24 protein-coding genes, 1 tRNA gene and 1 pseudogene are annotated in these 24,193 nt (G+C 53.5%); 11 read left to right on the forward strand and 15 right to left on the reverse strand.

Features of this window, described 5'->3' with window-relative positions; all coding sequences use genetic code 11:
* Window positions 1-303 precede the first annotated feature (303 nt).
* The 5 genes from ACK4IR_RS09560 to ACK4IR_RS09580 all read right to left on the reverse strand — a co-directional run bounded on the left by ACK4IR_RS09560 (window position 304) and on the right by ACK4IR_RS09580 (window position 5,691).
* A complete protein-coding gene (locus ACK4IR_RS09560) occupies window positions 304-1,224 on the reverse strand; it encodes an ABC transporter substrate-binding protein (RefSeq protein ID WP_409874140.1) in 921 nt (306 codons plus the stop codon).
* 40 nt (window positions 1,225-1,264) lie between these two features.
* Entirely contained in the window at window positions 1,265-4,153 is a 2,889-nt protein-coding gene (gene infB, locus ACK4IR_RS09565; protein WP_409874141.1) for a translation initiation factor IF-2, read from the reverse strand.
* 208 nt (window positions 4,154-4,361) lie between these two features.
* On the reverse strand, window positions 4,362-4,913 hold the full coding sequence (rimM, locus tag ACK4IR_RS09570; protein ID WP_409874142.1) for a ribosome maturation factor RimM: 552 nt from the start codon (window positions 4,911-4,913) through the stop codon (window positions 4,362-4,364).
* Window positions 4,894-5,508 carry a precorrin-8X methylmutase gene (locus ACK4IR_RS09575; RefSeq protein ID WP_409874143.1) on the reverse strand — a complete coding sequence of 205 codons (615 nt, stop codon included), beginning with the start codon at window positions 5,506-5,508 and terminating at the stop codon, window positions 4,894-4,896. The genes rimM and ACK4IR_RS09575 overlap by 20 nt, the downstream gene beginning before the upstream one ends.
* A gap of 30 nt (window positions 5,509-5,538) precedes the next feature.
* Entirely contained in the window at window positions 5,539-5,691 is a 153-nt protein-coding gene (locus ACK4IR_RS09580; protein WP_409874144.1) for a hypothetical protein, read from the reverse strand.
* Window position 5,692: 1 nt separating this feature from the next.
* On the opposite strand from ACK4IR_RS09580, the gene ACK4IR_RS09585 reads away from it, so the two are divergent.
* From ACK4IR_RS09585 to ilvD, 6 genes are all read left to right on the forward strand, one after another.
* Entirely contained in the window at window positions 5,693-6,184 is a 492-nt protein-coding gene (locus tag ACK4IR_RS09585; RefSeq protein ID WP_409874145.1) for a CGLD27 family protein, read from the forward strand.
* Window positions 6,185-6,227: 43 nt separating this feature from the next.
* Complete coding sequence (locus ACK4IR_RS09590; protein ID WP_409874146.1) at window positions 6,228-7,175, forward strand: asparaginase; 948 nt, start codon at window positions 6,228-6,230, stop codon at window positions 7,173-7,175.
* Window positions 7,176-7,269: 94 nt separating this feature from the next.
* Window positions 7,270-8,349, forward strand: a complete 1,080-nt coding sequence (mtnA, locus tag ACK4IR_RS09595) for an S-methyl-5-thioribose-1-phosphate isomerase (RefSeq protein WP_409874147.1) — start codon at window positions 7,270-7,272, stop codon at window positions 8,347-8,349.
* 118 nt (window positions 8,350-8,467) lie between these two features.
* Window positions 8,468-8,773: a hypothetical protein gene (locus tag ACK4IR_RS09600; protein ID WP_409874148.1), complete on the forward strand. Its 306-nt coding sequence runs from the start codon at window positions 8,468-8,470 to the stop codon at window positions 8,771-8,773.
* On the forward strand, window positions 8,763-9,746 hold the full coding sequence (locus ACK4IR_RS09605) for a stage II sporulation protein M (RefSeq protein WP_409874149.1): 984 nt from the start codon (window positions 8,763-8,765) through the stop codon (window positions 9,744-9,746). Before ACK4IR_RS09600 ends, ACK4IR_RS09605 begins: the two co-directional genes overlap by 11 nt.
* 29 nt (window positions 9,747-9,775) lie before the next feature.
* Entirely contained in the window at window positions 9,776-11,458 is a 1,683-nt protein-coding gene (gene ilvD / locus ACK4IR_RS09610; protein ID WP_409874150.1) for a dihydroxy-acid dehydratase, read from the forward strand.
* On the opposite strand, the gene ACK4IR_RS09615 is transcribed toward ilvD, so the two are convergent.
* From ACK4IR_RS09615 to ACK4IR_RS09650, 8 genes and pseudogenes are all read right to left on the reverse strand, one after another.
* Window positions 11,421-12,212 carry a cobalt-precorrin-6A reductase gene (locus ACK4IR_RS09615; RefSeq protein WP_409874151.1) on the reverse strand — a complete coding sequence of 264 codons (792 nt, stop codon included), beginning with the start codon at window positions 12,210-12,212 and terminating at the stop codon, window positions 11,421-11,423. The two genes, ilvD and ACK4IR_RS09615, sit on opposite strands and share 38 nt — an antisense overlap.
* Entirely contained in the window at window positions 12,213-12,389 is a 177-nt protein-coding gene (locus ACK4IR_RS09620) for a hypothetical protein (RefSeq protein WP_409874152.1), read from the reverse strand.
* Between the two features lie 21 nt (window positions 12,390-12,410).
* A complete protein-coding gene (locus ACK4IR_RS09625; RefSeq protein WP_409874153.1) occupies window positions 12,411-13,373 on the reverse strand; it encodes an aldo/keto reductase in 963 nt (320 codons plus the stop codon).
* A 176-nt stretch (window positions 13,374-13,549) separates the two neighbouring features.
* Window positions 13,550-14,098: a 16S rRNA (guanine(966)-N(2))-methyltransferase RsmD gene (rsmD, locus tag ACK4IR_RS09630; RefSeq protein WP_409874154.1), complete on the reverse strand. Its 549-nt coding sequence runs from the start codon at window positions 14,096-14,098 to the stop codon at window positions 13,550-13,552.
* A gap of 169 nt (window positions 14,099-14,267) precedes the next feature.
* Window positions 14,268-14,797: pseudogene (gene ftnA, locus ACK4IR_RS09635) on the reverse strand (non-heme ferritin).
* Window positions 14,763-15,011, reverse strand: coding sequence for a FeoC-like transcriptional regulator (locus ACK4IR_RS09640; RefSeq protein ID WP_409874155.1), 249 nt, complete (start codon window positions 15,009-15,011; stop codon window positions 14,763-14,765). Before ACK4IR_RS09640 ends, ftnA begins: the two are co-directional and overlap by 35 nt.
* Before the next feature lie 2 nt (window positions 15,012-15,013).
* The gene (locus ACK4IR_RS09645) at window positions 15,014-15,811 is read right to left on the reverse strand and encodes a FeoB small GTPase domain-containing protein (RefSeq protein ID WP_409874156.1); all 798 of its coding nucleotides are present in this window, start codon (window positions 15,809-15,811) and stop codon (window positions 15,014-15,016) included.
* Between the two features lie 14 nt (window positions 15,812-15,825).
* Window positions 15,826-16,290: a ferrous iron transport protein A gene (locus ACK4IR_RS09650; RefSeq protein WP_409874157.1), complete on the reverse strand. Its 465-nt coding sequence runs from the start codon at window positions 16,288-16,290 to the stop codon at window positions 15,826-15,828.
* Window positions 16,291-16,970: 680 nt separating this feature from the next.
* On the opposite strand from ACK4IR_RS09650, the gene ACK4IR_RS09655 reads away from it, so the two are divergent.
* The 3 genes from ACK4IR_RS09655 to ACK4IR_RS09665 all read left to right on the forward strand — a co-directional run bounded on the left by ACK4IR_RS09655 (window position 16,971) and on the right by ACK4IR_RS09665 (window position 17,986).
* Window positions 16,971-17,044 (forward strand) — tRNA-Pro (locus ACK4IR_RS09655).
* A 67-nt stretch (window positions 17,045-17,111) separates the two neighbouring features.
* On the forward strand, window positions 17,112-17,765 hold the full coding sequence (locus ACK4IR_RS09660; protein WP_409874158.1) for a DUF3318 domain-containing protein: 654 nt from the start codon (window positions 17,112-17,114) through the stop codon (window positions 17,763-17,765).
* 2 nt (window positions 17,766-17,767) lie between these two features.
* On the forward strand, window positions 17,768-17,986 hold the full coding sequence (locus tag ACK4IR_RS09665) for a hypothetical protein (RefSeq protein WP_409874159.1): 219 nt from the start codon (window positions 17,768-17,770) through the stop codon (window positions 17,984-17,986).
* A gap of 75 nt (window positions 17,987-18,061) precedes the next feature.
* Here the strand turns inward: ACK4IR_RS09665 and ACK4IR_RS09670 are convergent, their stop codons facing one another.
* A complete protein-coding gene (locus ACK4IR_RS09670) occupies window positions 18,062-19,150 on the reverse strand; it encodes a chlorophyll a/b binding light-harvesting protein (protein WP_409874160.1) in 1,089 nt (362 codons plus the stop codon).
* Between the two features lie 224 nt (window positions 19,151-19,374).
* Between ACK4IR_RS09670 and ACK4IR_RS09675 the strand changes: the two genes are divergently transcribed.
* Together ACK4IR_RS09675 and ACK4IR_RS09680 are read left to right on the forward strand one after the other, a co-directional pair.
* The gene (locus ACK4IR_RS09675) at window positions 19,375-21,051 is read left to right on the forward strand and encodes a diguanylate cyclase (protein WP_409874161.1); all 1,677 of its coding nucleotides are present in this window, start codon (window positions 19,375-19,377) and stop codon (window positions 21,049-21,051) included.
* Between the two features lie 54 nt (window positions 21,052-21,105).
* Window positions 21,106-21,744, forward strand: a complete 639-nt coding sequence (locus ACK4IR_RS09680; protein WP_409874162.1) for a response regulator transcription factor — start codon at window positions 21,106-21,108, stop codon at window positions 21,742-21,744.
* Window positions 21,745-21,751: 7 nt separating this feature from the next.
* On the opposite strand, the gene ACK4IR_RS09685 is transcribed toward ACK4IR_RS09680, so the two are convergent.
* Window positions 21,752-24,178 carry a sucrose synthase gene (locus ACK4IR_RS09685; protein ID WP_409874163.1) on the reverse strand — a complete coding sequence of 809 codons (2,427 nt, stop codon included), beginning with the start codon at window positions 24,176-24,178 and terminating at the stop codon, window positions 21,752-21,754.
* Window positions 24,179-24,193 lie beyond the last annotated feature (15 nt).

The following is a 24,193-nucleotide window of genomic DNA, read 5'->3' on the forward strand; positions in this document are numbered from 1 at the left end:
AACCTCTCTAGGGGCGTTTTCAGCACTGGCCGCCCGACAGCGCTTTTCAAATCTATTTCGCAGGACTGGTTATCATGGTTATATGATAACATTTAGTCGCTTGTAATGTCATCATCCTTAAGCCTCCTCCCGCTGGTCGTCTGCCGCTTCACCAGCACTGCGGCACTTTTCAGGTAGATTTGTATAAGTCTTACAGAGCGGAAAGCGACTCCAGAATTTCCTTAAGCTATTTTAGCTTTTAGCCGCTGCTTCAAACGCTGCCTCCAGCCGGCGATCGGCAAGATCGGCAAATAAAGGATTGCCCTAAACAATGCCGATTTGCGCTTGATCGTCATTCCAAAGCCCCCAACGCTCGTAAATTTGCCGCAGGGTACCGTCTTTTTTGAGGAGGCTGAGGGCTTCGTTCACTTCCTCCCTCAGTATTTTGCCCTTGGCACTTTTGGCATTGAAAGCGATGACATAATCATCTAGAAACAACGGTTGGCCAATAGGACGAAGCCTTGGTCTAGTTTGCCCACCAATCCCTTTACCCAAAACGTTATAGGCAACAATAGGGGTATCTAAAAGAATGGCATCAATAGCACCGTTTTCTAGGTAAGCCAGGTAGTCGTCAGATTCTGGATACGTCACAGTTTGAATACGGGGCGTTTGCTGAAGGATATCTTGGGCTTTGTAGCCAAGGCCAGTGCCTACTTTCATTCCTGCTAAAATTCCTAGGTCAATCTCACTGACGGGGTCGTACTCGCGAAAACGAGCATCGTCTGCACGCACGACAATTTGCTGACCATAGCGATAGTAGGGCTGGGAAAAGAGCTGAAGGCGCCGGCGTTCTGGGGTAATCTCCCAGCCGTTGAGGATTAGATCAATCCGGTTGGCCGCTAAAGTGACGGCCAGCTGAGCGTAAAGACTATTAACTAGAACCGGCTCAGCCCCCAACAGGCGGGCAATAGCTGTGGCGATTTCTACTTCAAACCCCACGATCTGCCTAGGATTGGTAGGATCGTAAAAGACGTAGGGTGCACCGTCCTCAGGAGAAGCCCCCCAAGCCAGTTGGCCGGGTTGGAGTAGTCCTCGAGCAGAAATTTGGGGTGAAGGCGATACCTGCCGGGAATCGGGGAGCCGCCGGTCGCAGCCACTGAGCAGCGCCTTAGTGCCGGCCATCAACAAAAAAGCCGCTCCCCCTTGCCCTAAGGAGCGCACAAAAGTGCGGCGGTTAAGTTTCATAGGTCATCAACAGAGAGGTAACCTACAGGTCAGTTTCATTTTAACCTTTGTCACCACTTGCGCCTAGAGTGCGGCGTTTTGTCACCGTTTGGAAAGCGGAAATAATATCCCCTTGCTGCCAAAGTTCAAAGTCCTCTAGGCGCACCCCACATTCGTAGCCCGCTGCCACTTCGCGAACGTCGTCCTTCATCCGTTTGAGGGAACTGAGGATACCCGTGTGGATGACCTGTTGTTGCCGCAGAACGCGGACTTTGCAGTTGCGCACGAGTTTGCCGTTGAGCACGTAGCAACCCGCTACAATGCCCTTACTCAGGGGGAAGATCGCCCGTACCTCTGCTTGACCCAGCTCTTCCTCCACCAGTTCGGGTTCCAGCATCCCCTCCATGGCTCCTTGAATATCATCGAGGAGCTTATAGATGATGTTGTATTCGCGGATATCAACGTTGTGCTGCTCAGCCGCTTGGCGTGCCCCTGAAGCAAGGGTCGTATTAAAGCCAATGATGACGGCACTACTGGCGGCGGCAAGGTCAACATCGGTTTCGGTAATTTCGCCGGGGGCAGCCAGCAAAACCCGTAACTGAACTTGATCTTGGGGCAGTTGGTTGAGGGCTGCCAAAATGGCCTCGACGGAACCTTGAACGTCAGCTTTGAGAATGAGATTGAGTTCCTTGAGTTCCCCTTCGCGCGCTTGGCTAGACAACGACGTGAGGGAGACTCGACGGGCGGCTGCGGCTTGGGCAAGGCGGGATTGCCGTTGGGCGGCGGCTCGCTCTTCCGCAAGGGCACGGGCAGCTTTTTCATCGCTGAGGACTTCAAATTCATCCCCGGCAGCAGGAACATCCGCTAGGCCTAAGACTTCCACAGCAAAGGAGGGAGTTGCTGCCTCGACCCGCTGCCCGCGATCGTCAATCATGGCGCGGACTTTACCAAAACAAGCTCCCGCCACCAGAATATCGCCGACCCGCAGCGTACCATTTTGTACCAGCAAGGTGGCCACAGGTCCCCGTGCCCGGTCTAGGTGGGCTTCAATGACGGTGCCTTTAGCAGGGCGATCGGGATTGGCGTAAAGATCCTCCACTTCTGCCACCAGTAGGATCATTTCCAAGAGGGTATCGAGATTTTGCCGTTGTAGGGCACTGACGGGCACCATAATTGTGTCGCCGCCCCACTCTTCGGGTACTAGACCATATTCCGTAAGTTCCTGCTTGACTCGCTCCGGTTGGGCAGACTCTTTGTCAATTTTGTTGATGGCGACAATAATCGGAACTTTGGCTGCTTTGGCGTGGCTAATAGCTTCAATTGTTTGCGGCTGCACGCCATCGTCGGCAGCAACGACTAAAATTGCAATATCAGTAACCTTCGCTCCCCTTGCCCGCATCGCTGTAAAGGCCTCGTGACCGGGGGTATCCAAAAAGACCACCTGATGTTTTTCGCCATTGTATTCCACGTCCACGTGGTAGGCGCCAATATGCTGCGTGATGCCACCTGCTTCTCCTTGGGCAACTTTGGCATTGCGAATGGCATCGAGAAGGCTGGTTTTACCATGATCCACATGACCCATGATGGTGACTACAGGGGGGCGGCGTTGCAGGTGGTCAAGGTCGCTGGACTCCAGCATTTCCGTAACTTTTGTGGCGTCGGCTTTTTGTTGAGCTGTCTCAACAGTAATCCCCAATTCTTTGGCCACGAGTTCAATCGTTTCCACCTCAAGGGTTTGGTTGATGGTAGCGGCAATCCCTTTAAAGAAGAGAATTTTAATGATTTCCGCTTCGGGGCGACGCACTAAACTAGCCAACTCCTGCACCGACATTGGGCCTTCAATCGTGATGTGATCGGGTGGTGGGGCTTCGGCTGGCTCTTCGCGACGGCGATCGCGATGGCGGGGTTGTTTTTTCTCGCTGCTTTTTTCGGTTTTTGTTGCGGGCGTAACCGGACGGGCTGGGCGAGGCGCCTTGGGCTTGGGTGGCCGTTGTAGTGATTGACTGACATCCACCGTGACTTGGTGTACCCCTACCAAGCGGCTGGTGAGTTCGAGTTCTTCTTCTTCATCAATGACTTCTTCCCGCAACTTAACGACACGGGAGGATTTGCGTTTGTTCTCCTCATCATCAAAGTCTTTGTGACGGTGGCGATCTTTGATGACTTTGCTAACGGACTTGTCATCAAGTACTTCAACGGTTTCGGTGATGGGCTTCGGCGAATTCGGTGCCCGCAGAACCGGGGGAACAGGTTTTGCCGGTGGCGGTTGTAGCTGCGGCATGGAGGGCTTGGGCGCCATTTCCGAAGGTTTGACCGGCGCCGGAGGGACTGCTCGCTGGACAATTTCGATGCGGTCTTGACTGCTGGGTTTGGCGGGAGCGATCGCCCCCTTTTCTTTTTTGGGTGGTTCTTTTAGCTCTTTGCGGGGCGGGGGAGCCGCAGCCACTTTTTCCACTTTCTTGGTGGGGCGGGTGGGTGGGGGAACTAAAGTAGGCACTGGACGCGGTGGTGTCGGTTCGGGTTTTGCAGGGGGTGTAGGGGGCTTGGGAGCCACAGGTTCCGCTGGCTTCGTGGCAACGGGTTCAGGGGGCGTGGGTCGCGTCGGCGCTTGCAGTGCTTGGGGGCGAGCGGGAGGCTGTTGTAATTGAGGCTTCGGCGCTTCTGTCGTTTCAGAACGGGGCTGGGTATGCACAGCCACAATTTGCTGTGTTTTTGGAGGGGCTGGGGCTTTTTTCACTGGCGGAGGTGCTTTTGAGACTTTACGGGGAGGGGCACTATGGGGTTGATAGGTTTTGGCAGCTTCGCGAATGCGATCGGCATCAGCATCGGAAATTGTGCTGCTGTGACTTTTATAGGGAATTCCCAACTGTTCACAGATCGCCAATAAATCTCGATTATCTAGGTTGAGTTCTTTGGATAGGTCATAAATGCGAACTTTACCAATGCTCATGCTGTCTCTCAAAGGCTCTGAAATCTCTACGAAAGGACAAACAGTAGGGCGATCGCGATCGCTCAGGTAAAGGCTACCGTCAAAGTGGAATTAATGGGTTTTAAGGGATGGGTTGGGGCAACTCACTCAACTCACTCAACAACAATCTCAAGAGTCGGGACTAAAAAATAGAAGTATCCCTATTATTAACGATTTTGGTAGAGATTGATCAGGGTAACAGCCCCAAGGGGGGATCAATTTCAATACGTCGCGCCGCTAGATCAACTACTGGGACAATGGCGGGCACGAAGGGAATATACACCGCTAGGGGGGAGTCTTTGGCAGGATTGAGTAACTGCACTTCTAGGAGATCATTGCCGGCGTTAACCAACCCCACCACCTCGCCAACCCGCTCACCTTGGTGATACACCGCCAGTCCAATCAAGTCCATGAGGTGGTACTCATTGGCCGCAAGGGGGGGGCGATCGCTGGCGGGGACTAAAATTTCTGCCCCCTTGAGCGCCTCTGCTGCCGTGCGATCGCTGACTTCGGCAAAGGTGACCACAAACTGTTCGGCACGGGGTAAAAATCGCCCGCGCACGAGGGTAACAGCATAAGGCTGTGGCTGCCGGGGCGATCGCAACCAACGAGAACCCGCCACCGTAAAGCGTTCGGGAAAATCGCTAAAGGGCTTGACCTTAACCTCCCCTCGCAGGCCATGGGCACCGACAATTTGGCCAATACAGAGCCACTCACTCGTCTCAGGGAAGGGGGTCGCCATAGGCCGTCCAAGCCAACTTTAGTAAACCGTTCATGATTGCTGTGGCAGCGCTCACCCCCCCTTTGCAACCCTTAATGGAGATGTAGGGCACCCAAGACTTTTGGAGGCGATCCAAAATGGGGGGGAGAAAATTGGGGGCAGCGTCAATAATTAACGCCGGACGAATCTCCTGAGCCTCCACTAGGGTGAGAAGGGGTTCTAGGGCTGAGTGATCACTACTGAGGACAAAAATGGCGGTGGGATGACGCCGCGCCAAGGTTTCAATGCCAAAGGCAATGCGGGACTTTTCCTGCTGCGGACGGGTAAAGGTTTCAGCACCACAGTAGATGGGATTGCCAAATGTGTTTTGGGCGTAGGAAAGTACCCCCACCTGTACCATCGTGACATCCACCACAATGGGGGTGTGAGCAGCCAAGGCAGCCACACCGGATTGCAGTGCCTGCTCTGAATAAATCATCAAATCTAGGTATTCTAAATCCCCCGTTGCATAGATCACGCGGCGTGTAATGTCGTATTGTGCTGGACTGAGGTTGTGTCCCGCCAGCAACTGGTCAATTACACGCAATTGCGCAACATCAGACTGGTGCCATTCCATCAACAGTGCCGCAAGGAAGTTAAGGGCTAATTAGTATAGCAACAAAGTTTTCCCCACTAGACGCGGGGTAAGAGTACCATCCTCTAGTGTACGGGGCGATCGCCCGATTTCATGCACACTGTGGCGATCCACGATTTGAGCGAGACTGGTATGCTGGAAACAGCGTCCTTGAACTTGTGCCACTGTGTCTCAGATTCTCTGTCCCGTTCCGACAGATCAACGACCGATCAACGAATATCGTGACCTCAAAGCCTCTTGGTTTTTTGAATGGTCGAGTTGGCCGCGTCCGCGTTTTCAAGTGCGTTTGCTACTGCTGTGGGGGATGGCTTGGCTGGTCAGTGGATCGGTGGCGATCGCCAGTTTTCCCTTGAAAGAGGCGCCCTTTCACACCTTCTTAGCCGCTGCCCTAGGAGCTAATTTTTTGCTATTACTCATTCTCCTACGCCTTGTGTTGGGTTGGGCCTACGTGGGCGATCGCCTGCAACGTCCCACCGTCATCTACGAAGAAACGGGCTGGTATGACGGTCAAGAATGGCAAAAACCTGAAGCTGAATTGGCTCAAGATCGCCTGATTTATACCTACGAGTTGCGCCCGATTTTGCAACGGTTACAGGTGACCCTTTTGGCACTAGTGATCTTTTCTTTGGGACTTGCCCTTGCTTGGGCACTCCTGTAGCTGCTGCTGACATTGTTGCTCATTTACCCGCATGACCGAACCTATGTCCAAACGCACCCAAGCCCCTGCCCTCGAGGTTTGCCTACTGCGGGAAGGGATTGTTGAGTCGCGCCACCATGTCCACGCCGTTGTTTGTGATGCTCGGGGTCGAATTCTTGCCCTTGCAGGGAATGCGGAAACCGCTGCCTTTGTTCGCTCTGCCCTTAAGCCCTTTCAAGCCTTGGCAGTGACCACCACCGGAACAATGGAACGCTTCGATTTGAGCGATCGCGACCTCGCCATTATTTGTAGCTCGCACCAAGGCCGGATCGAGCAAGTGCGCCAAGTCTTTAACATCCTCTGGCGGGCGGATGTGGATCCCACCGCTCTGCAATGTCCCATTCCCCCCGGCCGCCAAGGAGCACTCCAGCACAACTGTTCAGGTAAACACGCCGGGATGCTGGCGGTTTGTCAACAGCGCAATTGGCCGCTGGCCAGCTATCTGCACAAAAATCACCCGGTTCAGACCCTGATCCTTTCCAAGGTGGCGGAACTGCTGAAGATGCCCGCCGCAGAATTTATCTGTGCCCACGACGACTGTGGGGCGCCCACGTACTTGATGCAACTGGTGCAGATGGCCACCCTTTACGGCCAGCTGGCCTCTGGCAATGACTGGGCAATGGAGCGCGTCGTCCGTGCCATGACCCACCACCCGGATTTCGTTGGCGGATCTGGTGCTTTTGATAGTGAGTTGATGCGCCTCACGGAGGGAGAAATCCTCAGTAAGTCGGGGGCTGAGGGGATTCAATGTGTGGGTCGTGTGGGCGAAGGTATGGGATTGGCCATTAAGGTCAGCGATGGTGCCAAGCGTGCCAAATATGCTGTTGCCATTCAACTGTTGAAGCAACTGGGCTGGATTACCCCCAGTGTGGCCGAAGCCTTGGGAGAGCAGTTTCTGATTCCCAACCCATTTACCCGCCTAGAGGTGAATGGTGAGCTGACGTTTGCCTAGGGGTTGCTTTGTAACCGAGCTTTAGAGGTTAAAGTAAATTTCTACCCTAGGCTATGATGAGTAGTCAATTTAGATGTGAGGTACGGAGGCGGTTGTGGTACTCACAGCAAATGTCGGAACCATCTTTCCTGTAGTGTGGGTGGGCGATCGCGTACAGTTGATTGACCAGACTCGCTTGCCAGAACAGTATGAACTCAAGGACATCACGACTGCTGCCGAAATGGCTACAGCCATCCGGGATATGATTGTGCGGGGGGCGCCGGCGATCGGGGTGGCAGCGGCCTTTGGCATGGTCTTAGGGGCACGGGAATACCGCGGGAGCGATCGCGAGGGCTTCTTAGCTCACCTTGAGAACATTGCTGACAAATTGCGGCAGACGCGGCCAACCGCGGTGAATTTATTTTGGGCCATTGATCGGATGCTGGCAGCAGCCCAACAGCCCAGAGCGTCCCTTGAGGAACTTCAGAACCACCTCCTTGAAACGGCCCAAGCCATTGCTCGGGAAGACGTGCAAACCTGCCAAGCCATTGGTCAACACGGCCTCAATGCCCTCCCTAAAACCCCTGAGAAATTGTGCTTGCTCACCCACTGCAATGCCGGTGCTCTGGCGACGGCAGGCTATGGAACAGCCTTAGGGGTGGTTCGGGCTGCTTGGGCAGCGGGGCGTTTGGAGCGACTCTATGCCGATGAAACCCGTCCTCGCCTTCAGGGGGCAAAACTAACTGCTTGGGAATGTGTCCAGGAGGGCATTCCCGTCACCGTCTTGGCCGATACGATGGCCGCCCACTGTATGCAGCGGGGGATGATTGATGCGGTGGTGGTGGGTGCCGATCGCATTGCCCTCAATGGGGACACAGCCAATAAAATTGGCACCTATAGTGTTGCCCTCGCCGCCAAAGCCCACAACATTCCCTTCTTTATCGCGGCTCCCCTTTCCACGATTGACACGAAAATTGCTAGCGGGGCAGAAATTCCCATCGAGGAGCGACACCCCCAAGAAATTTATCAGGTGGGGTTTAGCCGCATTACGCCGGCTGGGGTGGATTTTTACAATCCTGCCTTTGATGTCACCCCTGCCCATTTGATTAGCGGCATTATCACCGAACTAGGGGTCTTTGCTCCTGCCGACCTTGCCTCGGCCCTTTCCGCTAAAACCGGTGAGGCGATCGCTTAGGCTTGAGGCGGCGACCCTCTGGGGGTCACAGGAATCTGCACCCTCCGCTTGTGTTGTCCTGTAAGCAACTGTGCTAAAAAATCATTAATTCTGGCTTCAAAAAGCTCTATAGGAAAGAATGATACCTTTATCCTCATCGTTGACAACAACCGACCTCAACGCCCTTGCCGAAAGGATCCGCATGGCGGCTGCCCAAGCCAATGGAAATGTCCATGACCTGCTCGCGTTACTGCGGCTTTTGGAACAATTGCACCGTGAAATTTGTGACAATCAGTTTCAAGCGGCCTTGCCCACCAACCGCCAAGCCCTCTATAAACTACTGCGGGATATTGAAGCCAATGGCGGCTGGCCCTACATTCCTCGCAAACGCCTAGAGTCCTTTTTGGGGGCAATTCAAGAGGAATCGGATAGTCATGAATGTTGAACGCTGGCTGATCCGTCAAGAGCCACAGTGGCTAGAGCTAGAACAACTGCTCAACCGTGTTGAGACGGAGGGAATTCAGGGGTTATCGGCAACGGAGATTTGTCGGCTTAGTCAGTTGTACCGCGTGGTCAGTGCGGATTTGGCACGGGCAAAAACGCGCCGCTTGAGTAATAGCATCATCAATTATTTGCAGGGTCTAACCTTGCGGGGCTACAGCCAAGTCTATCAGGGTCAGCGCTCTCAAGATTGGCGCAAAGTCTGGTGGTTTTTCCAGCGGGGCTTCCCGGCGGTTGTCCAGCAAACATGGGGCTATACGGCCTTTGCTGTTGGGGTGTTTCTGGTAGCCGCTGCGATCGCCTGGTGGTATGCGTGGAGCGATCGCCAGTTTTTGGAACTGGTGGTGCCCTCGGATATTTTGTCTCTTGTGGAAAAGGAGGGCAAGCTGTGGATGGGGTCTATTGTGGGTGTCGAACCCTTGGCTTCTAGTGCCATTATGACCAATAACTTGAGTGTTGCCTTTGCAATGTTGGCGGGGGGAATCCTAGGGGGGCTAGGAACCCTTTATATGCTCTGGAATAACGGTTTGCATATGGGGGCGATCGCTGCCCTTGTGGCACAAAACAACCTAGAGTACCCCTTTTGGGCTTTCGTCAGTCCCCATGGTGCTTTGGAGTTACCCGCCATTTTTCTAGCAGGGGCAGCGGGTCTGCTGCTAGGGCAGGCAATTCTCTTGCCGGGGCGCTACCGTCGCTCTACGGCGTTGAAGCGCAATGGTGCTCTGGCCGCGCAACTCATGTTTGGGATCGTGCCGCTGCTGGTGATTGCAGGTATTATCGAAGGCTTTTGGTCGCCCAATCCGCTGATTCCCAACAGTGTCAAGTATCTTTCTGGTCTAGGCTTGTTTGCTGCTTTAGGGTTTTATTTGGCTTGGCCGCTGGAGCGATCGCCCACGAGTGGGGGAAAATGTTTTTGATTAATGTTTAGGCCGATCGCGAGAACACTATGGCAGAAAACTGGCGCAGTCGCATCATCACAGAAGGTATTCAACGCACTCCCAACCGAGCCATGCTGCGAGCCGTGGGCTTTGGCGATGAGGATTTTAACAAGCCCATTGTGGGGGTGGCCAGTGCCTACAGTACGATTACCCCCTGCAATATGGGCATTGCCACCCTTGCCAGTCGCGCCGAAGCCGGTATTCGGGCAGCAGGGGGCATGCCGCAGTTGTTCGGCACCATTACGGTCAGCGATGGCATTTCCATGGGCACCGAGGGGATGAAATACTCCTTGGTCTCGCGGGATGTGATTGCTGATTCCATTGAGACCGCCTGTAATGCCCAAAGTATGGATGGGGTGCTGGCGATCGGCGGCTGCGACAAAAACATGCCCGGCGCAATGATTGCCATGGCACGGATGAACATTCCGGCTATTTTTGTCTATGGAGGCACGATTAAGCCCGGTCACTGGCAGGGGCAAGACCTTACGGTTGTCAGCGCCTTTGAGGCCGTGGGGCAGTTTAGCGCCGGCAAAATGGATGAGGCGACGCTCCATGCCATTGAACACCATGCCTGTCCGGGGGCAGGTTCCTGCGGCGGCATGTTTACGGCCAACACCATGTCCTCGGCCTTTGAAGCCATGGGCATGAGCCTGATGTACTCCTCAACCATGGCGGCGGAGGACGAAGAAAAAGCCGACAGTACGGAGTTGGCGGGCAAGGTGCTGGTGGAAGCTATCCGCAAAGATATCCGCCCCCGCGATATTATCACCCGCAAATCCATTGAAAATGCCCTGAGTGTGATTATGGCGATCGGCGGCTCCACAAACGCCGTGCTGCACTTTCTGGCGATCGCCCACAGTGCCGAGGTACCCCTGACCATTGATGACTTTGAAACCATCCGCCAGCGGGTGCCCGTTCTCTGCGACCTAAAACCGTCGGGTCAATACGTCACCACCGATCTGCACCGGGCAGGGGGCATTCCGCAGGTGATGAAAATGCTCCTCAATGCCGGCCTGCTGCACGGGGATTGCCTGACGATTACCGGAGAAACCATTGCCGAGCGGCTGCGGGATGTGCCCGATCGCCCCGATCCTAATCAAGAAGTGATCCGTCCCCTAGAGCGACCCCTCTATGCCACGGGGCACTTGACCATCCTCAAGGGCAATTTAGCCACAGAAGGCGCCGTCGCCAAACTCTCCGGCGTGAAACATCCCCAGATTACCGGACCTGCCCGCGTCTTTGACTCCGAGGAAGCCTGTCTGGAGGCAATTCTTAGCGGCAAGATCAACCCCGGCGATGTCATTGTCATTCGCTATGAAGGCCCCGTTGGCGGTCCGGGGATGCGGGAAATGCTGGCTCCCACGTCGGCCATTATCGGTGCCGGCCTAGGGGATAGTGTGGGTCTCATTACCGATGGTCGCTTCTCCGGCGGTACCTATGGCATGGTCGTGGGTCACGTTGCGCCGGAGGCAGCCGTGGGAGGAACCATTGCCCTAGTGGAGGAGGGAGACTTAATCACCATTGATGCCCAGCGGCGGCTGCTGCAACTCAATGTCAGTGAGGAAGAACTGGCCGCCCGTCGCGCTAAATGGCAGCCGCCGGCGCCTCGCTATACCCGGGGGGTGTTGGCCAAATATACTAAACTCGTCTCTTCTAGTAGTCTGGGGGCAGTAACCGATCGCTTTGTCTAGAGGTGGCCAATTCCTGCAAAAAGGCCTCGATACCGGCGCGATCGCTCGTTTGGCGCGGATAACTTATAGGCGGACGCCGCAGCGTAATCAGCTTGACCCCCAATTCGCGGGCAAGGGTCTGCTTGATCTGCTCGCCGGCAGTACCTGAGGCCTTGGTGACTACCGTTGTAATCTGCCACTGTTGCCAGAGGGCGCGCTCTAGTTCTTGGGATACCGGCGGAAAGATCGCAATCAACCGCCGGCGATCGAACCGCGCAGCAAGAGCCGTTTCTAACGCCGTCACCGTCGGCAAAATTCGGGCAAAGAGGGTTGCTTGACCCTGCAGAGGCGCAAAGGCCGCCAACAGTTTTACTCCCAAGGTCAACAACACCCGCTCACCCACCAAGAGATTGCTTCGTAGCAGCGCAGGTAAATCCGTATAGATACCCGTCGTTTGGGGCAAATCGGGGCGTTCAAACCGCAGGTAAGGCAGACCCAGTTCTTGACTGAGCCGAATGGCAAGGGCAGAGACCGCCGCGGCAAAGGGATGGGAAGCATCCACAATCCCTTGAATCGAGTGTTGTTGAATCAATTTGCGGGCCCGTTCAGGAGTCAAGCGCTCCACATGACAGGTGAGCAACGGATGCGCTGGATAAAGACCGGCGGCAGCCGCGGTTGTGACGCTCACCCAGCAGGAAAAGCCTTGGGATAGGATGCAGTCGGCAATCCAGCGACTCTCGTGGGTGCCGCCGATCAGCCAAATCGCACCTGTCACCTAGCCCAGCAGTGCGCGACGAAAATTTTCCCGATAGGACTTATTCATCAGCAGCGGTAACCACAGCACGCTGAGAATAAAACGCGATTGTGTATAGTACGTGCGGTGAAACCCTTGCCAAAAGCGCAGGGCAATAAAGCAGTAGAGAGCAATTGCACAAAGACCGAGGAGTTCCATAAAGAGGTTGGCGAATCTGAACTACCACTTCCACATTACCGGATTCGCCGGATCAAGGGTGGCAATGACCGGCCGGCTAATGTCATCCAGCATGGCCAAGATGGACTCATCCAAGTGGAGATCAGCCGCCTTGATATTTTCCAGCACCTGCTCTGGATGGCGGGCACCGACAATGGTACAGGTTTGCGGTTGATGCAGTAGCCACGCCAAGGCTAAATTCCCTACCGTTGTGCCCAAGCTGGTGGCAATGGGTTTCATGAGTTCAATGGCTTCAAGGGCGCGCTCATAGGTTTCCCCCTGAAAGAGTTGGTTTTTGGCGCGGTTATCTGCGGGGTCAAACTGGTGGCCGGGGCCAAAGCGACCCGTGAGCAAGCCTTGGGCAAGGGGGGAGTAGGCCAAAACCGTAATCTCGTGCTCAATGCAGAAGGGAATTAATTCCGTTTCTGCCCAGCGCCAAAAGAGGGAGTAGGACGGCTGGATACTGTCAATACGTCCGTACTGCATGGCCTCTGCCAGTTGAGCACGGGAGAAGTTGGAAACGCCAATAGCGCGGATTTTGCCTGCGGCTTTTAACTCCACCATCGCTTGCATCGTTTCCTCAATGGGCACGATCTCTGAGCCAAAGGAACCCGCTGGCCAGTGGATTTGGTAGAGGTCAATGTAATCCGTGTTCAGGTTGCGGAGCGATCGCTCGCAGGCGGCAATGACTTCTTTGTAGCGCAAATGGTTAGCAAAGACCTTCGTTGCATAGACACAGCGATCGCGCAAATCTCGTACCGCTGTGGCCACAATCCGCTCGGCGTGCCCATCCCCATAGACCTCCGCCGTATCAATGGTGGTCATCCCCGCTTCCACAGCAGTCCGAATTGTCCGAATGGACTCCTCATCTTCAATACCGACCCATCCGCGTTTGCCCGCTTGCCAAGTGCCAAGAATTAGCGGCGTGATTTGAATCTCAGTGCGACCAAGGGAACGGGTTTGCATACCACTATTGAATCAGCGAACAGTAGAAGCCTTGGAGACACATGGAGGGATCTCGTGAGCCTGTGACAGGCTTGGGGAAGTTGCCTTTGCCCATCGCCACTCTACCGCGATTCCCTCTCTCCTGCAACCGATGAGTTTTAGGGGCGCATGGCACAGATCCAAACTCAGCGGTGATGCTAACGCCTGAGGAAAATGACCGCCGTGCTGCCGTAGATTTTAAGCCGCTCTTGCTGCCAGCCGATCTCCAGAATCGCCTCTAAGTCTGGTGGATTTTTCGTGCGACACTCAACGGCAATTTCTCCCTCAGGGCTGAGACGCTCCTCCTGCCAAAGCAACCGGAGAACGGGTAGATATAAATCACTATTGTAGGGGGGGTCAAAATAAATAAAGTCAAACTGGGGAATAGGAACTTGAGGCAATTTTTGGCGCACATCCCCCCGCAAAACCAGCGTGTGCTGATGGGGTTGGGCAAGGGCTGACCAGTTTTGCCGGATGACTTGACAGGCTTGGGGAGACTGCTCAATACCCACTACCCACTGAGCGCCCCGCAGGAGGGCTTCCGCGCCCATCGCCCCCGTACCCGCACACAAATCTAGCCAGCAACACCCTTGCAGACGACCCTGCCAGATATTGAAAATGGCTTGGCGAACCTTGGCACTTGTGGGACGGGTACTGTGACCGGGCAGGGTTTTGAGCGATCGCTGGCCGGAAATTCGCAAAGGCATAATTTCTAGGGTAACGGCTTCAGCCCAAAATAAAAAGTCCCGAGAGTCTTGCCGTGTTTCGACCCCAGGACTTTCGTTTGCGAATCACTCCTCACTACCTAAACAGTACTCTGAGCATTTGGGAACTTGGAGAGCGACACATGACACTTTCTCAAGCGGCACCCATTGGTTAGGCAGAGGGCAATGACTCCATTGTTGTGGCTGCTTTGGTTTGGGCAAGCCTGCCAATTTCCTGATCGATAAAAAAGAGTCCTTGCCCCTCTGTGCCGATGAGTTCGATTTTGTCGAGAATGCTCTTGAACAAAAACTCCTCTTGGTGCTGTTCGGCAACGTACCACTGGAGGAATTGCAATGTGCCATAGTCAGGTTCCGTATCGGCCAGTTTCACCAGTTCGTTAATTTTGCGGGTCACAAACTGTTCGTGCTCATAGACTTTGGCGAACATGTCCTTCAGAGACTGAAAGGTGTGCGGCGGCGCTTCCATACCCCCTAGAATGGCCAAGGCACCGGTTTCGTGCATGTAATTCAACAGGCGTCGCATGTGAGCCATTTCTTCATCGGCGTGTTGACTGAGGAATGCCGCACACCCTTCGAGGGCTTTGTGGGCGCACCAAGAACTCATCTGCAAGTAGAGGTGTGCCGAGTAGATTTCAAGGTGATTTGTTCATTGAGCCGATTGGTCATTGCTGTGGATAGCATGATTGGTCCTCCATTCGTAGAGTTCAAGAGTGTGGGAGCCACATTGATGACAGCCGCCACAGCGGCTAGGGGTGACTTTTTGCAGGCGCCCTTTGCGAATGAGTTGGCGAAGAATTGGTTCAATCACCGCTGGTGATGTGTGAAAATGGGTTGCCAATTCTGCCAAGGAAACCACTTGGCGCTTTTGAATATAGTCCTGTAGTTGCAAAAGCATAATCATGCCCTCCGTGGAGAAGACAGCTGCTGGCGATCGCCCCGTTTCAGAACCTCAGCCATCAAGTGCTGAATCCAACGATAGCGACTATCGGCAATGAGGAAATCAATATCTTCCCCTAGGGTCTGGTGAATCCGCTGTCGCCATTGGCGCAGGGGTGCTACAACATCATTGGGAACTGATTCAAAGTACTGCAACCACGTCAAGGCTTGGGCTCGATCCCTAGCACCTTGGGTGAGCAAATCGGCAATCGCCTCTTCAATGACAGGCGGTTGGGGCACACTGATAGGAGACATGGGCGGTGCGGCCAAGGCGGTGCGAATTGCTTCCCGCAGTTGCGCAAAATACCGTTTTTGTTTGGCACAAAAGGGCAAGACAGGAAGGCCTAAACGTTGGCTCAGCGGCTCTATATCAATGGTGATTCTTGCAGCATGAGCCACATCCATCATGTTGAGGACGAGGAGCAGCGGTACTCCTAGATCGAGCAACTGTGAGGTCAGGTAAAAGTTACGCTCCAAGTTTGCCGCATCAAGGATATTGACGACCAAATCATACTCACGCGCCAATAGAAACTTGCGGGCAATCTGCTGGTCTAGGCCGCTATCCTCAGCATCGAGGGCATACACCCCCGGCAAATCCACCACCGTTACAGTGAGGTCGCGATCGCGATAGCGGCCTTCCTTGCGCTCAACAGTCACTCCCGGCCAATTCCCCACCCGTTGATTTGCGCCTGTGAGACCATTAAAAATTGTTGTTTTACCACAATTTGGATTGCCAATCAGGGCAATTGTTGCTGCCATACCACACTCCTTCTCTAAAGCGGAGAAACCTTGAGGGCATCGGCTTCATCCTTGCGCAAGGTCAAATGAAAGCCCCGCACCTTAATGTCTGTGGGATCACCCAAGGGGGCATGGCGAATCACCTCAACTTCCGTGCCGGGAGTTAAGCCCATTGCTAATAATTTGCGTTTGTAACCGGGATGGGTGGGGGCATAGCCAACAATGCGTAGACGAGCACCAATGGGAGCAGTGCGCAGGTTCGCCTCTACAGGGTCAATCGCCTTGAGCCAGATGTCTTGGGCTAACTCGTGGTTAATGCAAAACCGGCTGGAAGCGAGCGCCACCATGACTGCTCCGCGATCGCTCCTGTGTAAAACAGTAATGACTGCCCCCGGCCTGAGCCCCATCCCCAACAGTTGCTGAGTATTATCGCAGGTCAATTCAGCAATCGTGTAGCGATCGCCCGTCTTCGCTTCGGCAAGGGAAATCAGTTTAGACATATCTTTTCTCCGGCGCCGTTTCCGAAAATGGGGGTCGGCAATGTAGGTAAACGGCAACCACAAGGGTGATGACATATTGCATTTAACAACTTTTTGAAAGCAGCTTATTGCAGATATTTCTCAATTTATAGCACAGCCTTGCCGTAACGCCATGACTTTAGCAAGTCTTAACCTCAAAAAGAAAGCGCCCATTCCCTCCCAGAGGGGGTATTATATTTGCAACTTGTCGCGAATTTATCTTAAATGAGATATTTGGACTCGTAATAAGGCTTTTTACGAGATATTTAATCTCATACGAGACATACTAAAAAGCTAGATCGCGAAAAAGCCGAGCCCGTCCAATCAAGCACAGCAGAGTGACTAGGATAGCTTTTCTGGCTGCGTAGAGCTGTTTAGATGGGCAATGTTCCGCTGTGAGCAGATGAACAAAACAATCAGGGCAAACACTCGATCTCAGGTGATTTCAAACTCTGCCCGCACATGAGAGGGAGAGTGTTGTTCTCTTTATCCATAGCTTATTGTGTTGCCGCAATAGAGCAGATTTCTTAAACTATTTCTTAGAGAGAGTTTTGGCTGCCCTAGTTTGGACTAGGGACTAAATTTGGCCTAAATTTTTTGCTGCATAATCCCCACAGGCCAATTGAGGAAACAGCCGCCAAATGCTATCTTAGATAAGCTAGCGGGATGTAGCGCAGCTTGGTAGCGCACTTCGTTCGGGACGAAGGGGTCGCAGGTTCAAATCCTGTCATCCCGATTGGGCAACCGCCAACTGTTAAGATAGAGTAAGACAGATAAGAAATACCCTAGGATTATCTTGTACTATGACCTCGGCTGCATCCTCAGTTGCCCGTTCTGACTTGGCAGAATTGCGCCGCCTTAAGTCTCTGTTGCCCCCGGAGCTGCAAAGCTGGGTGATGATCGAACCGGCCAGTGGCGTAAATCCTCCCCTCATTACCTGCGAAGAAATTGGCAAGGATGAGGTGGAAATTCAAATTGATTTGGCGCGCTGGGATCAATTGGCCAAAGATCAGCGCAACCTTCTGTTTTGGCATGAAGTGGCTCGCATCCAAAATGACACGATTCCTCGCGACGGTTGGGAAATGGCTGCACTGGCCATTGGTCTGGGGGGGGCTGTGGGTGAACTCTGGGTGCAAGACGGCCTGCTACTGATGCTGGCGCTTGGACTGTGTGCTTTTTCGGGCTGGCGGCTCTACCGGCGCAACAATAGTGAAAAGGTTCTTAAGGAAGCCATTGCTGCCGATGAGCGGGCGATCGCCCTTGCGACCCGCTTTGGCTACGAACTCCCCAACGCCTACAAAAGCCTTGGCAGTGCCCTCAAGCTCTTGATTGAGCAAGCTCCTAACCGCCGCCAACGCAAACGCTATGAACTGCGTCTGCAAGCACTGAAAAAGAGTGCTGCCAAAGCCAAAGCCCGCATGCAGGCCATGCAAAACGAAGCCCAAGGGGAATCTTAATCATGGCCCGCTCAACACAAAAACTACTGTTGCCGGCAGTTATCCTTCTATGGACGCTGGCCAGTCTAGGCTTCATGGCACAGTGGGATTTACATCCTGTCCTGCGGTACTATGGCTGGGTCTTTACAGCTCAAGTTGCCTTCTTGATGTTCTTTGCGCCGGCGATCGTGCGCCAGCTGAGGAGTAGCAAACGTTCCCAAAAGAATAAAAGCCTTCCTTGAATTCACAAAAAACCCTCGATCATTCCGACCGAGGGCAGCACCGATCGCTATCGCTCAAAGGGAGAACTATTGCAATTAGCTTTCAACATCTGGATTGAGAAAAGTTTCTAATTGTTTGAAATTAAATCCCATGGCTCGTAGGGCGTGCCAAAGATGCCCCTGTAGGAAGAAAAAGGCCAAGAAAAAGTGAGCGTTTGCCAGCCAAGCACGGGGGGTATGCTGCCCAAGGGGCAAATCAATCGTGTCCGCAAAGTAGGGAGCAATCCCCAGTTTCACCTCTAAGGGAGGATCATAAAACTCTACGGGATAGGCGAGGGTATTTACCGCGCAGAAATAGGGGGCTACAAATCCCGCAAGGGCAATGCCGCCTAGGGAGTAGGAGAGAATGGCTTCAGCATTAAACATCAAGACTTTCCGTGCCCAAGTCAGCGGTGGCACAAGAATATGCCAAATCCCACCTGCAATCAGCAAGACGGCGATGTAGATATGCCCGCCCACCAAGTCTTCCAAATTGTCAATACTGGCAAAGTGGGTTTGGTAGCCGTAGATAACAAAGGGATCCAATGTGGGTTGAGTAACAAGGCGGACGGTTTGCAAATTTGCGTCGTATAGTCCACCCCAAATAGTTGCCTTTAATACGAGCAGCAGGGCACCGAACCCCAAAAAGAGCAAATGATGCCCCAGAATAATGCCCAATTGTTTCGGGTCGTCCCAGCGGAAATGGAAGCGCCGTGCTCGCCCTGTGGCGGTACTGAGATCCTGAGGGGCACGAAAGGTGTGAAAGAGGGCACCCGCACCGAGGACTGCTGAGGAAATGAGATGCACAGCGCCAATGACAAAGTAGGGGTATAGATCCACTACTTTACCGCCCTCGCCGATGCCAAAGCCTAGGGTTGCCAGATGGGGCAATAAAATCAAACCCTGTTCCCCCATGGGTAGATCAGGTTTGTACTGGGAAATTTCGTACAGCGTAAACGCTCCCGCCCAAAATACCGTCAGCGCTGCTTGGGCTACATGGGCAGCGATAAACAACCCTGAAAGGTTCACAAACCGGGCATTGCCTGCCCACCAGTCGTACTTAACGTCGGCTTGACCGTAGGTTTGTAAGCCTGCACCTGTGGGTGGTCTAGTCGCAGAGGTGGTGGATTCAGTGGAGATTACCATACATTCCTCCTTCGATAAAGGTATCAGCACTGAGCTTATTGAGGATAAGTCTCAATAATGCCTAGGCTTACTATAGCACCACTATTGAGAATTACTAGCATCTAGCAAAGATAGAAATGTAAAGACATGTAACTACCCACTAGCGGCAATCTGTATCTCCCAGAACTTGAGCAAGATCAAGACAAGGGAGTAGGCTAATAGCAAGAGGCTGTTGGCGGGCAAGTATGGCCATTTTGCTTTATCACGATGACGTGGCAACAGCGGCAACGTTAGTCTCGATCTTGACCGCTGCCGATCATCGGGTGGATGTTGTTGCGCGATCTGAAGACCTCTGGGAGCTATTAGCCAGTTGTCGCTATCACCTGTTGATTGTGGAGGAATCCCATGTGGGTACAGCAATTGATATCTTTTGCCAGCAGGTGCGCGATCGCGGGTTTCAAGAGCCGATTTTAATCCTGACGCGCAAGGATCGGCCAACGCGGCCAGAAACTCAAGTCATTTATTACCCCTATCCCTGCTCCCCGCAGGCACTCCTTGAAACTGTCCGGCAACTGCTGAGTGCGATCGCTACCTCTAAACCAGAGAATAACAGCGATGCAGGCCTGCCCCTCGTTCTCCACATTGACAACGACACCGAGTTAATTCACGCCCTTGAGGAACACTCCGCCGATGGCGGGTTTCGCTACGTCGCCATGGATAGCTGGCCGCTGGTCACCACCTTCCTTGAGGCGTGCTGGCCCAATGCCGTCATTCTCAATCCTGAAGTGATGCCCGATGAGGTGACCACCCGCGAGTTTCTCCAGCAGTTGCGGCAACACCGTCCCCCCATCCCCGCCCTAGTATTTACTGCCCATGACACGTGGCGCGATCGCCTTGCTGCCATTCGCCTTGGCTCGCGGATGACCCTGAGTAAGCCTGTGGATGTCGAGCGGCTGTTGCGATCCCTCGAACAGTTACTACAACCTCAAGAAATCACCTCCGCCAGTATCCTGACCGTGGATGATGACGCCGTCACCCTAGCCATCTTGAAACGGCTCCTAGAACCTTGGGGAATGAGTGTTACCGCTCTGCAAGATCCCAATCAATTTTGGGATGTCCTAGAGGCCACCAATCCGGAATTGGTGATTCTGGATGTCCAGATGCCCGGTATTAACGGCCTAGAACTCTGCCAAGTAGTGCGCAATGATCCCCGCTGGAATCAGCTTCCCATTCTTTTTCTTACCGCCACCACCGATCCGGCTCTGGTCACCCAGCTTTTTGCTGCCGGCGCCGATGATTTTGTCAATAAACCCATTGTCGGCCCTGAGCTAATCACGCGGATTATCAATCGCCTAGAGCGGACTCGCCTCCTGAAGCGCTTGGCAGAGGTGGATCCCCTCACCGGGCTGAGCAACCGCCGCAAGGCCACCGCAGAGATTGAACGCTTTTTGACCCTTGCCGGTCGCCAAGACCGAACCCTTTGCATTGCCGTTTTGGACTTAGACCATTTCAAGCGCATCAATGACACCTATGGTCACGATATTGGCGATCAGGTATTGGTGACCGCTGCCCGGATGTTGCGACAATCCCTACGGATGGAGGATGTGGTTGCTCGCTGGGGAGGCGAGGAATTTTTGATTGCCCTCTATGATATTTCCCTTGATGTGGCCCAATATCGCCTTGCCGTCTGTTTACAGCGATTGCGCCATCACACGTTCCACGCTCCCAATCATCAGAGCTTTAAGGTGAGTTTTAGTGCCGGTCTCAGTCAGTTTCCCACCCATGGGCAGACTCTACTGGAACTGGTGAAGATGGCGGATGATGCCCTCTATGCCGCTAAGGCAGCAGGACGCTCTCAGATTGTGATAGCTACCCAAGAGGCTGCCCCAGCGTTGGCCAATGCTGCCTCCCCAAAGGAATAGGGTATCCTAAAGGAGCACAGCCCTCTCAATCTTAACTTTCACCGTCTATAGGATATGAGCGTTGCGGCCTCTCCGGCTCCCACGATTCTTTTGGTGGATGACGACCCCACCCTTCTCCTGTTGGTGAAGGATTACCTAGAGATGCAGGGGTATCGTGTGCTGACGGCAGCCCATGGCAAGGAGGGGTTAGCAATTCTTCAGCGGCAGACGCCCGATTTGATTATTTGTGATGTGATGATGCCGCAGATGGATGGCTATAGCTTTGTCAGTGCGGTGCGACAACAGGCACACCTCAGTTGGGTGCCGGTGCTCTTTCTTTCGGCCAAGGGGCAAACCCACGATCGCATTAAGGGGTTACAAACCGGCGGGGATGTGTACTTGGTCAAGCCCTTTGAACCCGATGAACTCTTAGCCCAAATCCAAGCCCTCCTGAAACAAACTGCTCGCCTGCGAGAAGCCCAAGGACTACAACCCTCTCCTGTGCCCACACCACCCCTTGGTGTCGAACTTACCCCTACAGAAACTCGAATTCTCCAATACGTTGCGCGGGGCATGTCGAACCGTGAAATTGCTGCCGAGCTACACGTGAGTCAGCGCACGGTGGAAAGCCATGTCAGCAATATGCTGGGGAAAACCGGGTGCCACAATCGCACTGAATTGACCCGCTGGGCAATTGATTACCACTACGTCTAAACCTTGGTCATCGCTTCATGTGCTCTGCCAAGAGGGCCTGGGCGCGGGGTTTATACAGCAGGTAGAAGAGGGCCTCCATGTAGCGCATCATATCTTCGCGGTTTTCTTGGGAAGAAAAGTTCCAGAAGCCGTAGATCTTGGCAAGGGAAAGCAGGCGGTTACAGTGAATTCTCCAAGTGTAGGTGCTATAGACCCGCTCGATACCGGCTTTGGAAATTCGCTGCCACTGGTGAGGATCGCGATCGCACGCCTCTAAAAAGCGCAAGATGGTCTCGGCCATTTCTTCTAGGTGGGTTGGGTTGATATAAAAGCCGTTCACGCCGTCTTGGATAATTTCCAAAGGACCACCAAAGCGAGTGCCAAAGGTGGGCAGGCCGCTGATCATGGCTTCGAGAATGGTGAGGCCAAAGGCTTCAAACAAAGCAGGCTGAACAAAAATCCCTTGGCGATCGGCAATGATGCGATAAACTTCTCCGGAGTCTGCCTTTGCCAAACGAATCCCCAGCCAGCGGATTTTACCGTGGAGATTGTACTGGTCAATGATTTGATAGAGCTTCTCAATCTCGGCAATTTCCTCGCGATCGCTAGACTCTTCCCTACGCAGCTTGCCTGCTACCAAAATCAAGTTACAACGCTCTTGCAGTTCTTTGCTGCGGCCAAAGGCCTCCGCCAGTCCCGTCAGATTTTTAATCCGATCCAAGCGCGCCATTGAAAAGATTGGGCGTTTGTTGGGATCCTCTAAGTAGCCGTAAATGTGCTGGGGGTCTTCCAAGGTAAAGAGCAACTCCTCCAACCGCTGGCGATCTCCCTCCAGTCGCTCGGTGTAGTGGTAGTAGGGAAAGTACACCTGTTCATTGACCCCAGGTGGCACCACGTTAAATTTCGGGCTAAAGAGTTCAATGCCGTTCACCACATGGTAAAGGTCGGGCATGGTGAAGGATTGGTACGACTCGTACTGGCCAATACTGTCGGGGGTTCCCACAATCTCTTGGTAGGTACTGCTGATAATAAAGTTGGCGGCATTCATGGCAATCAAGTCCGCCGTAAATTGCAGTGAGAAGTGGTACTTATCCTCTAAGTCCTGCCAGTAGAGGTTACTAAAGAGATATTTAGATTTCTCTAGGGCATGGGCAATGTTGCATTGGGTCACCTTGAGTCGCCGCGCCAACAAAAAGGCCACCAAGTTGCCGTCGGAATAGTTGCCGATAATCAAATCGGGGACATGGCCAAACTCTGCCCGTAACTCCCGCTCGGCATCAATGGCAAAGGTTTCCAAGTAAGGCCAAATCTCAAACCGCGAAATCCAGTTTTGCGTCACCTTGGGATTAAATTCGCGGAAGGGCACCCGCAGAATCCACGCATCATTGGTACCGTAGATTTTCTCTAGGCGTTGGTTGCACAGCGTTCCTTCGGCATTGGGAATCAGGCGAGTCAGGACAATGATTTTCGGCCGGGCCTCCAAAACCCCTAACCCGGCAAGTTCTAAGTCCTCGCGCATTTGTTTTTCAAGGTTTTTCACTTGGTCGAGGATATAGACCACCTGCCCCCCCGTGTCGGGTCGCCCTAGCACCCCCTCTTGGCCAAACCAGCCGTGGGGAGAAATCAGGGCAATGCGAAAGAGCATCGGAATTCGCGAGACAAAGGCCTCCAGCACTTGGTGATCCGGCGAGTCCAAGAGTTGATCCAGAATTTCTAGGGTGTCCCGCACCCGTGCAGCAGTGTTGCCCCAGCCGGGTTCAAACCCCAAATTCTGTAATTCAAAGCGAAACTCACTGTAGGCCTCGTCGGGGGGGCGATCGCTGAGGGCCACGAGCGCTTGTTTCACCTGTTCTGAGAGCTGCTGGGGCGAGCGAATCCGCTCATTGATGAGAAGTTGATAGCCGTTGTAGCGATGAATTTGCAAAAAGTTAAAAAGGTTTTGCTGCCACTGGCGCGGGTCTTGGAAGAGTTTACTGGACAGGTAACGATTGAGAAATTCCACCCCCTTGCCGATATTCTTGGCATCGCGGATGATGGGCGAATAGTCATAGAAGGGCTGCACATCAATCTCAAAAATATCCCCCTCGTTGGGGTGATAGCGATTCACCAAGCGATCGCGCAGATTCAGTAGCTCTGGAATTGTCATTGGCACGATCGTCAAATCTTCTACGAGTAGCCGACACACCTCCTGCTGGGCAATGCGGGGTCGAATAATCCAACATAGACTTTCGTTGTCCACAATAATTTCTTGGGTATAGAAGACCAGCTTGCTGAGGCGCGATTCGGCGGGGGTAGGCACAGGGCGATCGTGTTCTCGACAGTAGTCCGCAAAGGCCGTCAAAATTTCATTGCGCAGAAGGTAGCGTTTTTCCCCCAATTGCAGAATACGTGAAAACTGACGCAGATCGGTTCGTTCGTCACTCTCAACAACGGATTGGAGGAGTACAGAAGTCATTAGCACACTCACAAT

The organism is Thermosynechococcus sp. (genome assembly GCF_046299635.1).
Classification (GTDB): domain Bacteria; phylum Cyanobacteriota; class Cyanobacteriia; order Thermosynechococcales; family Thermosynechococcaceae; genus Thermosynechococcus.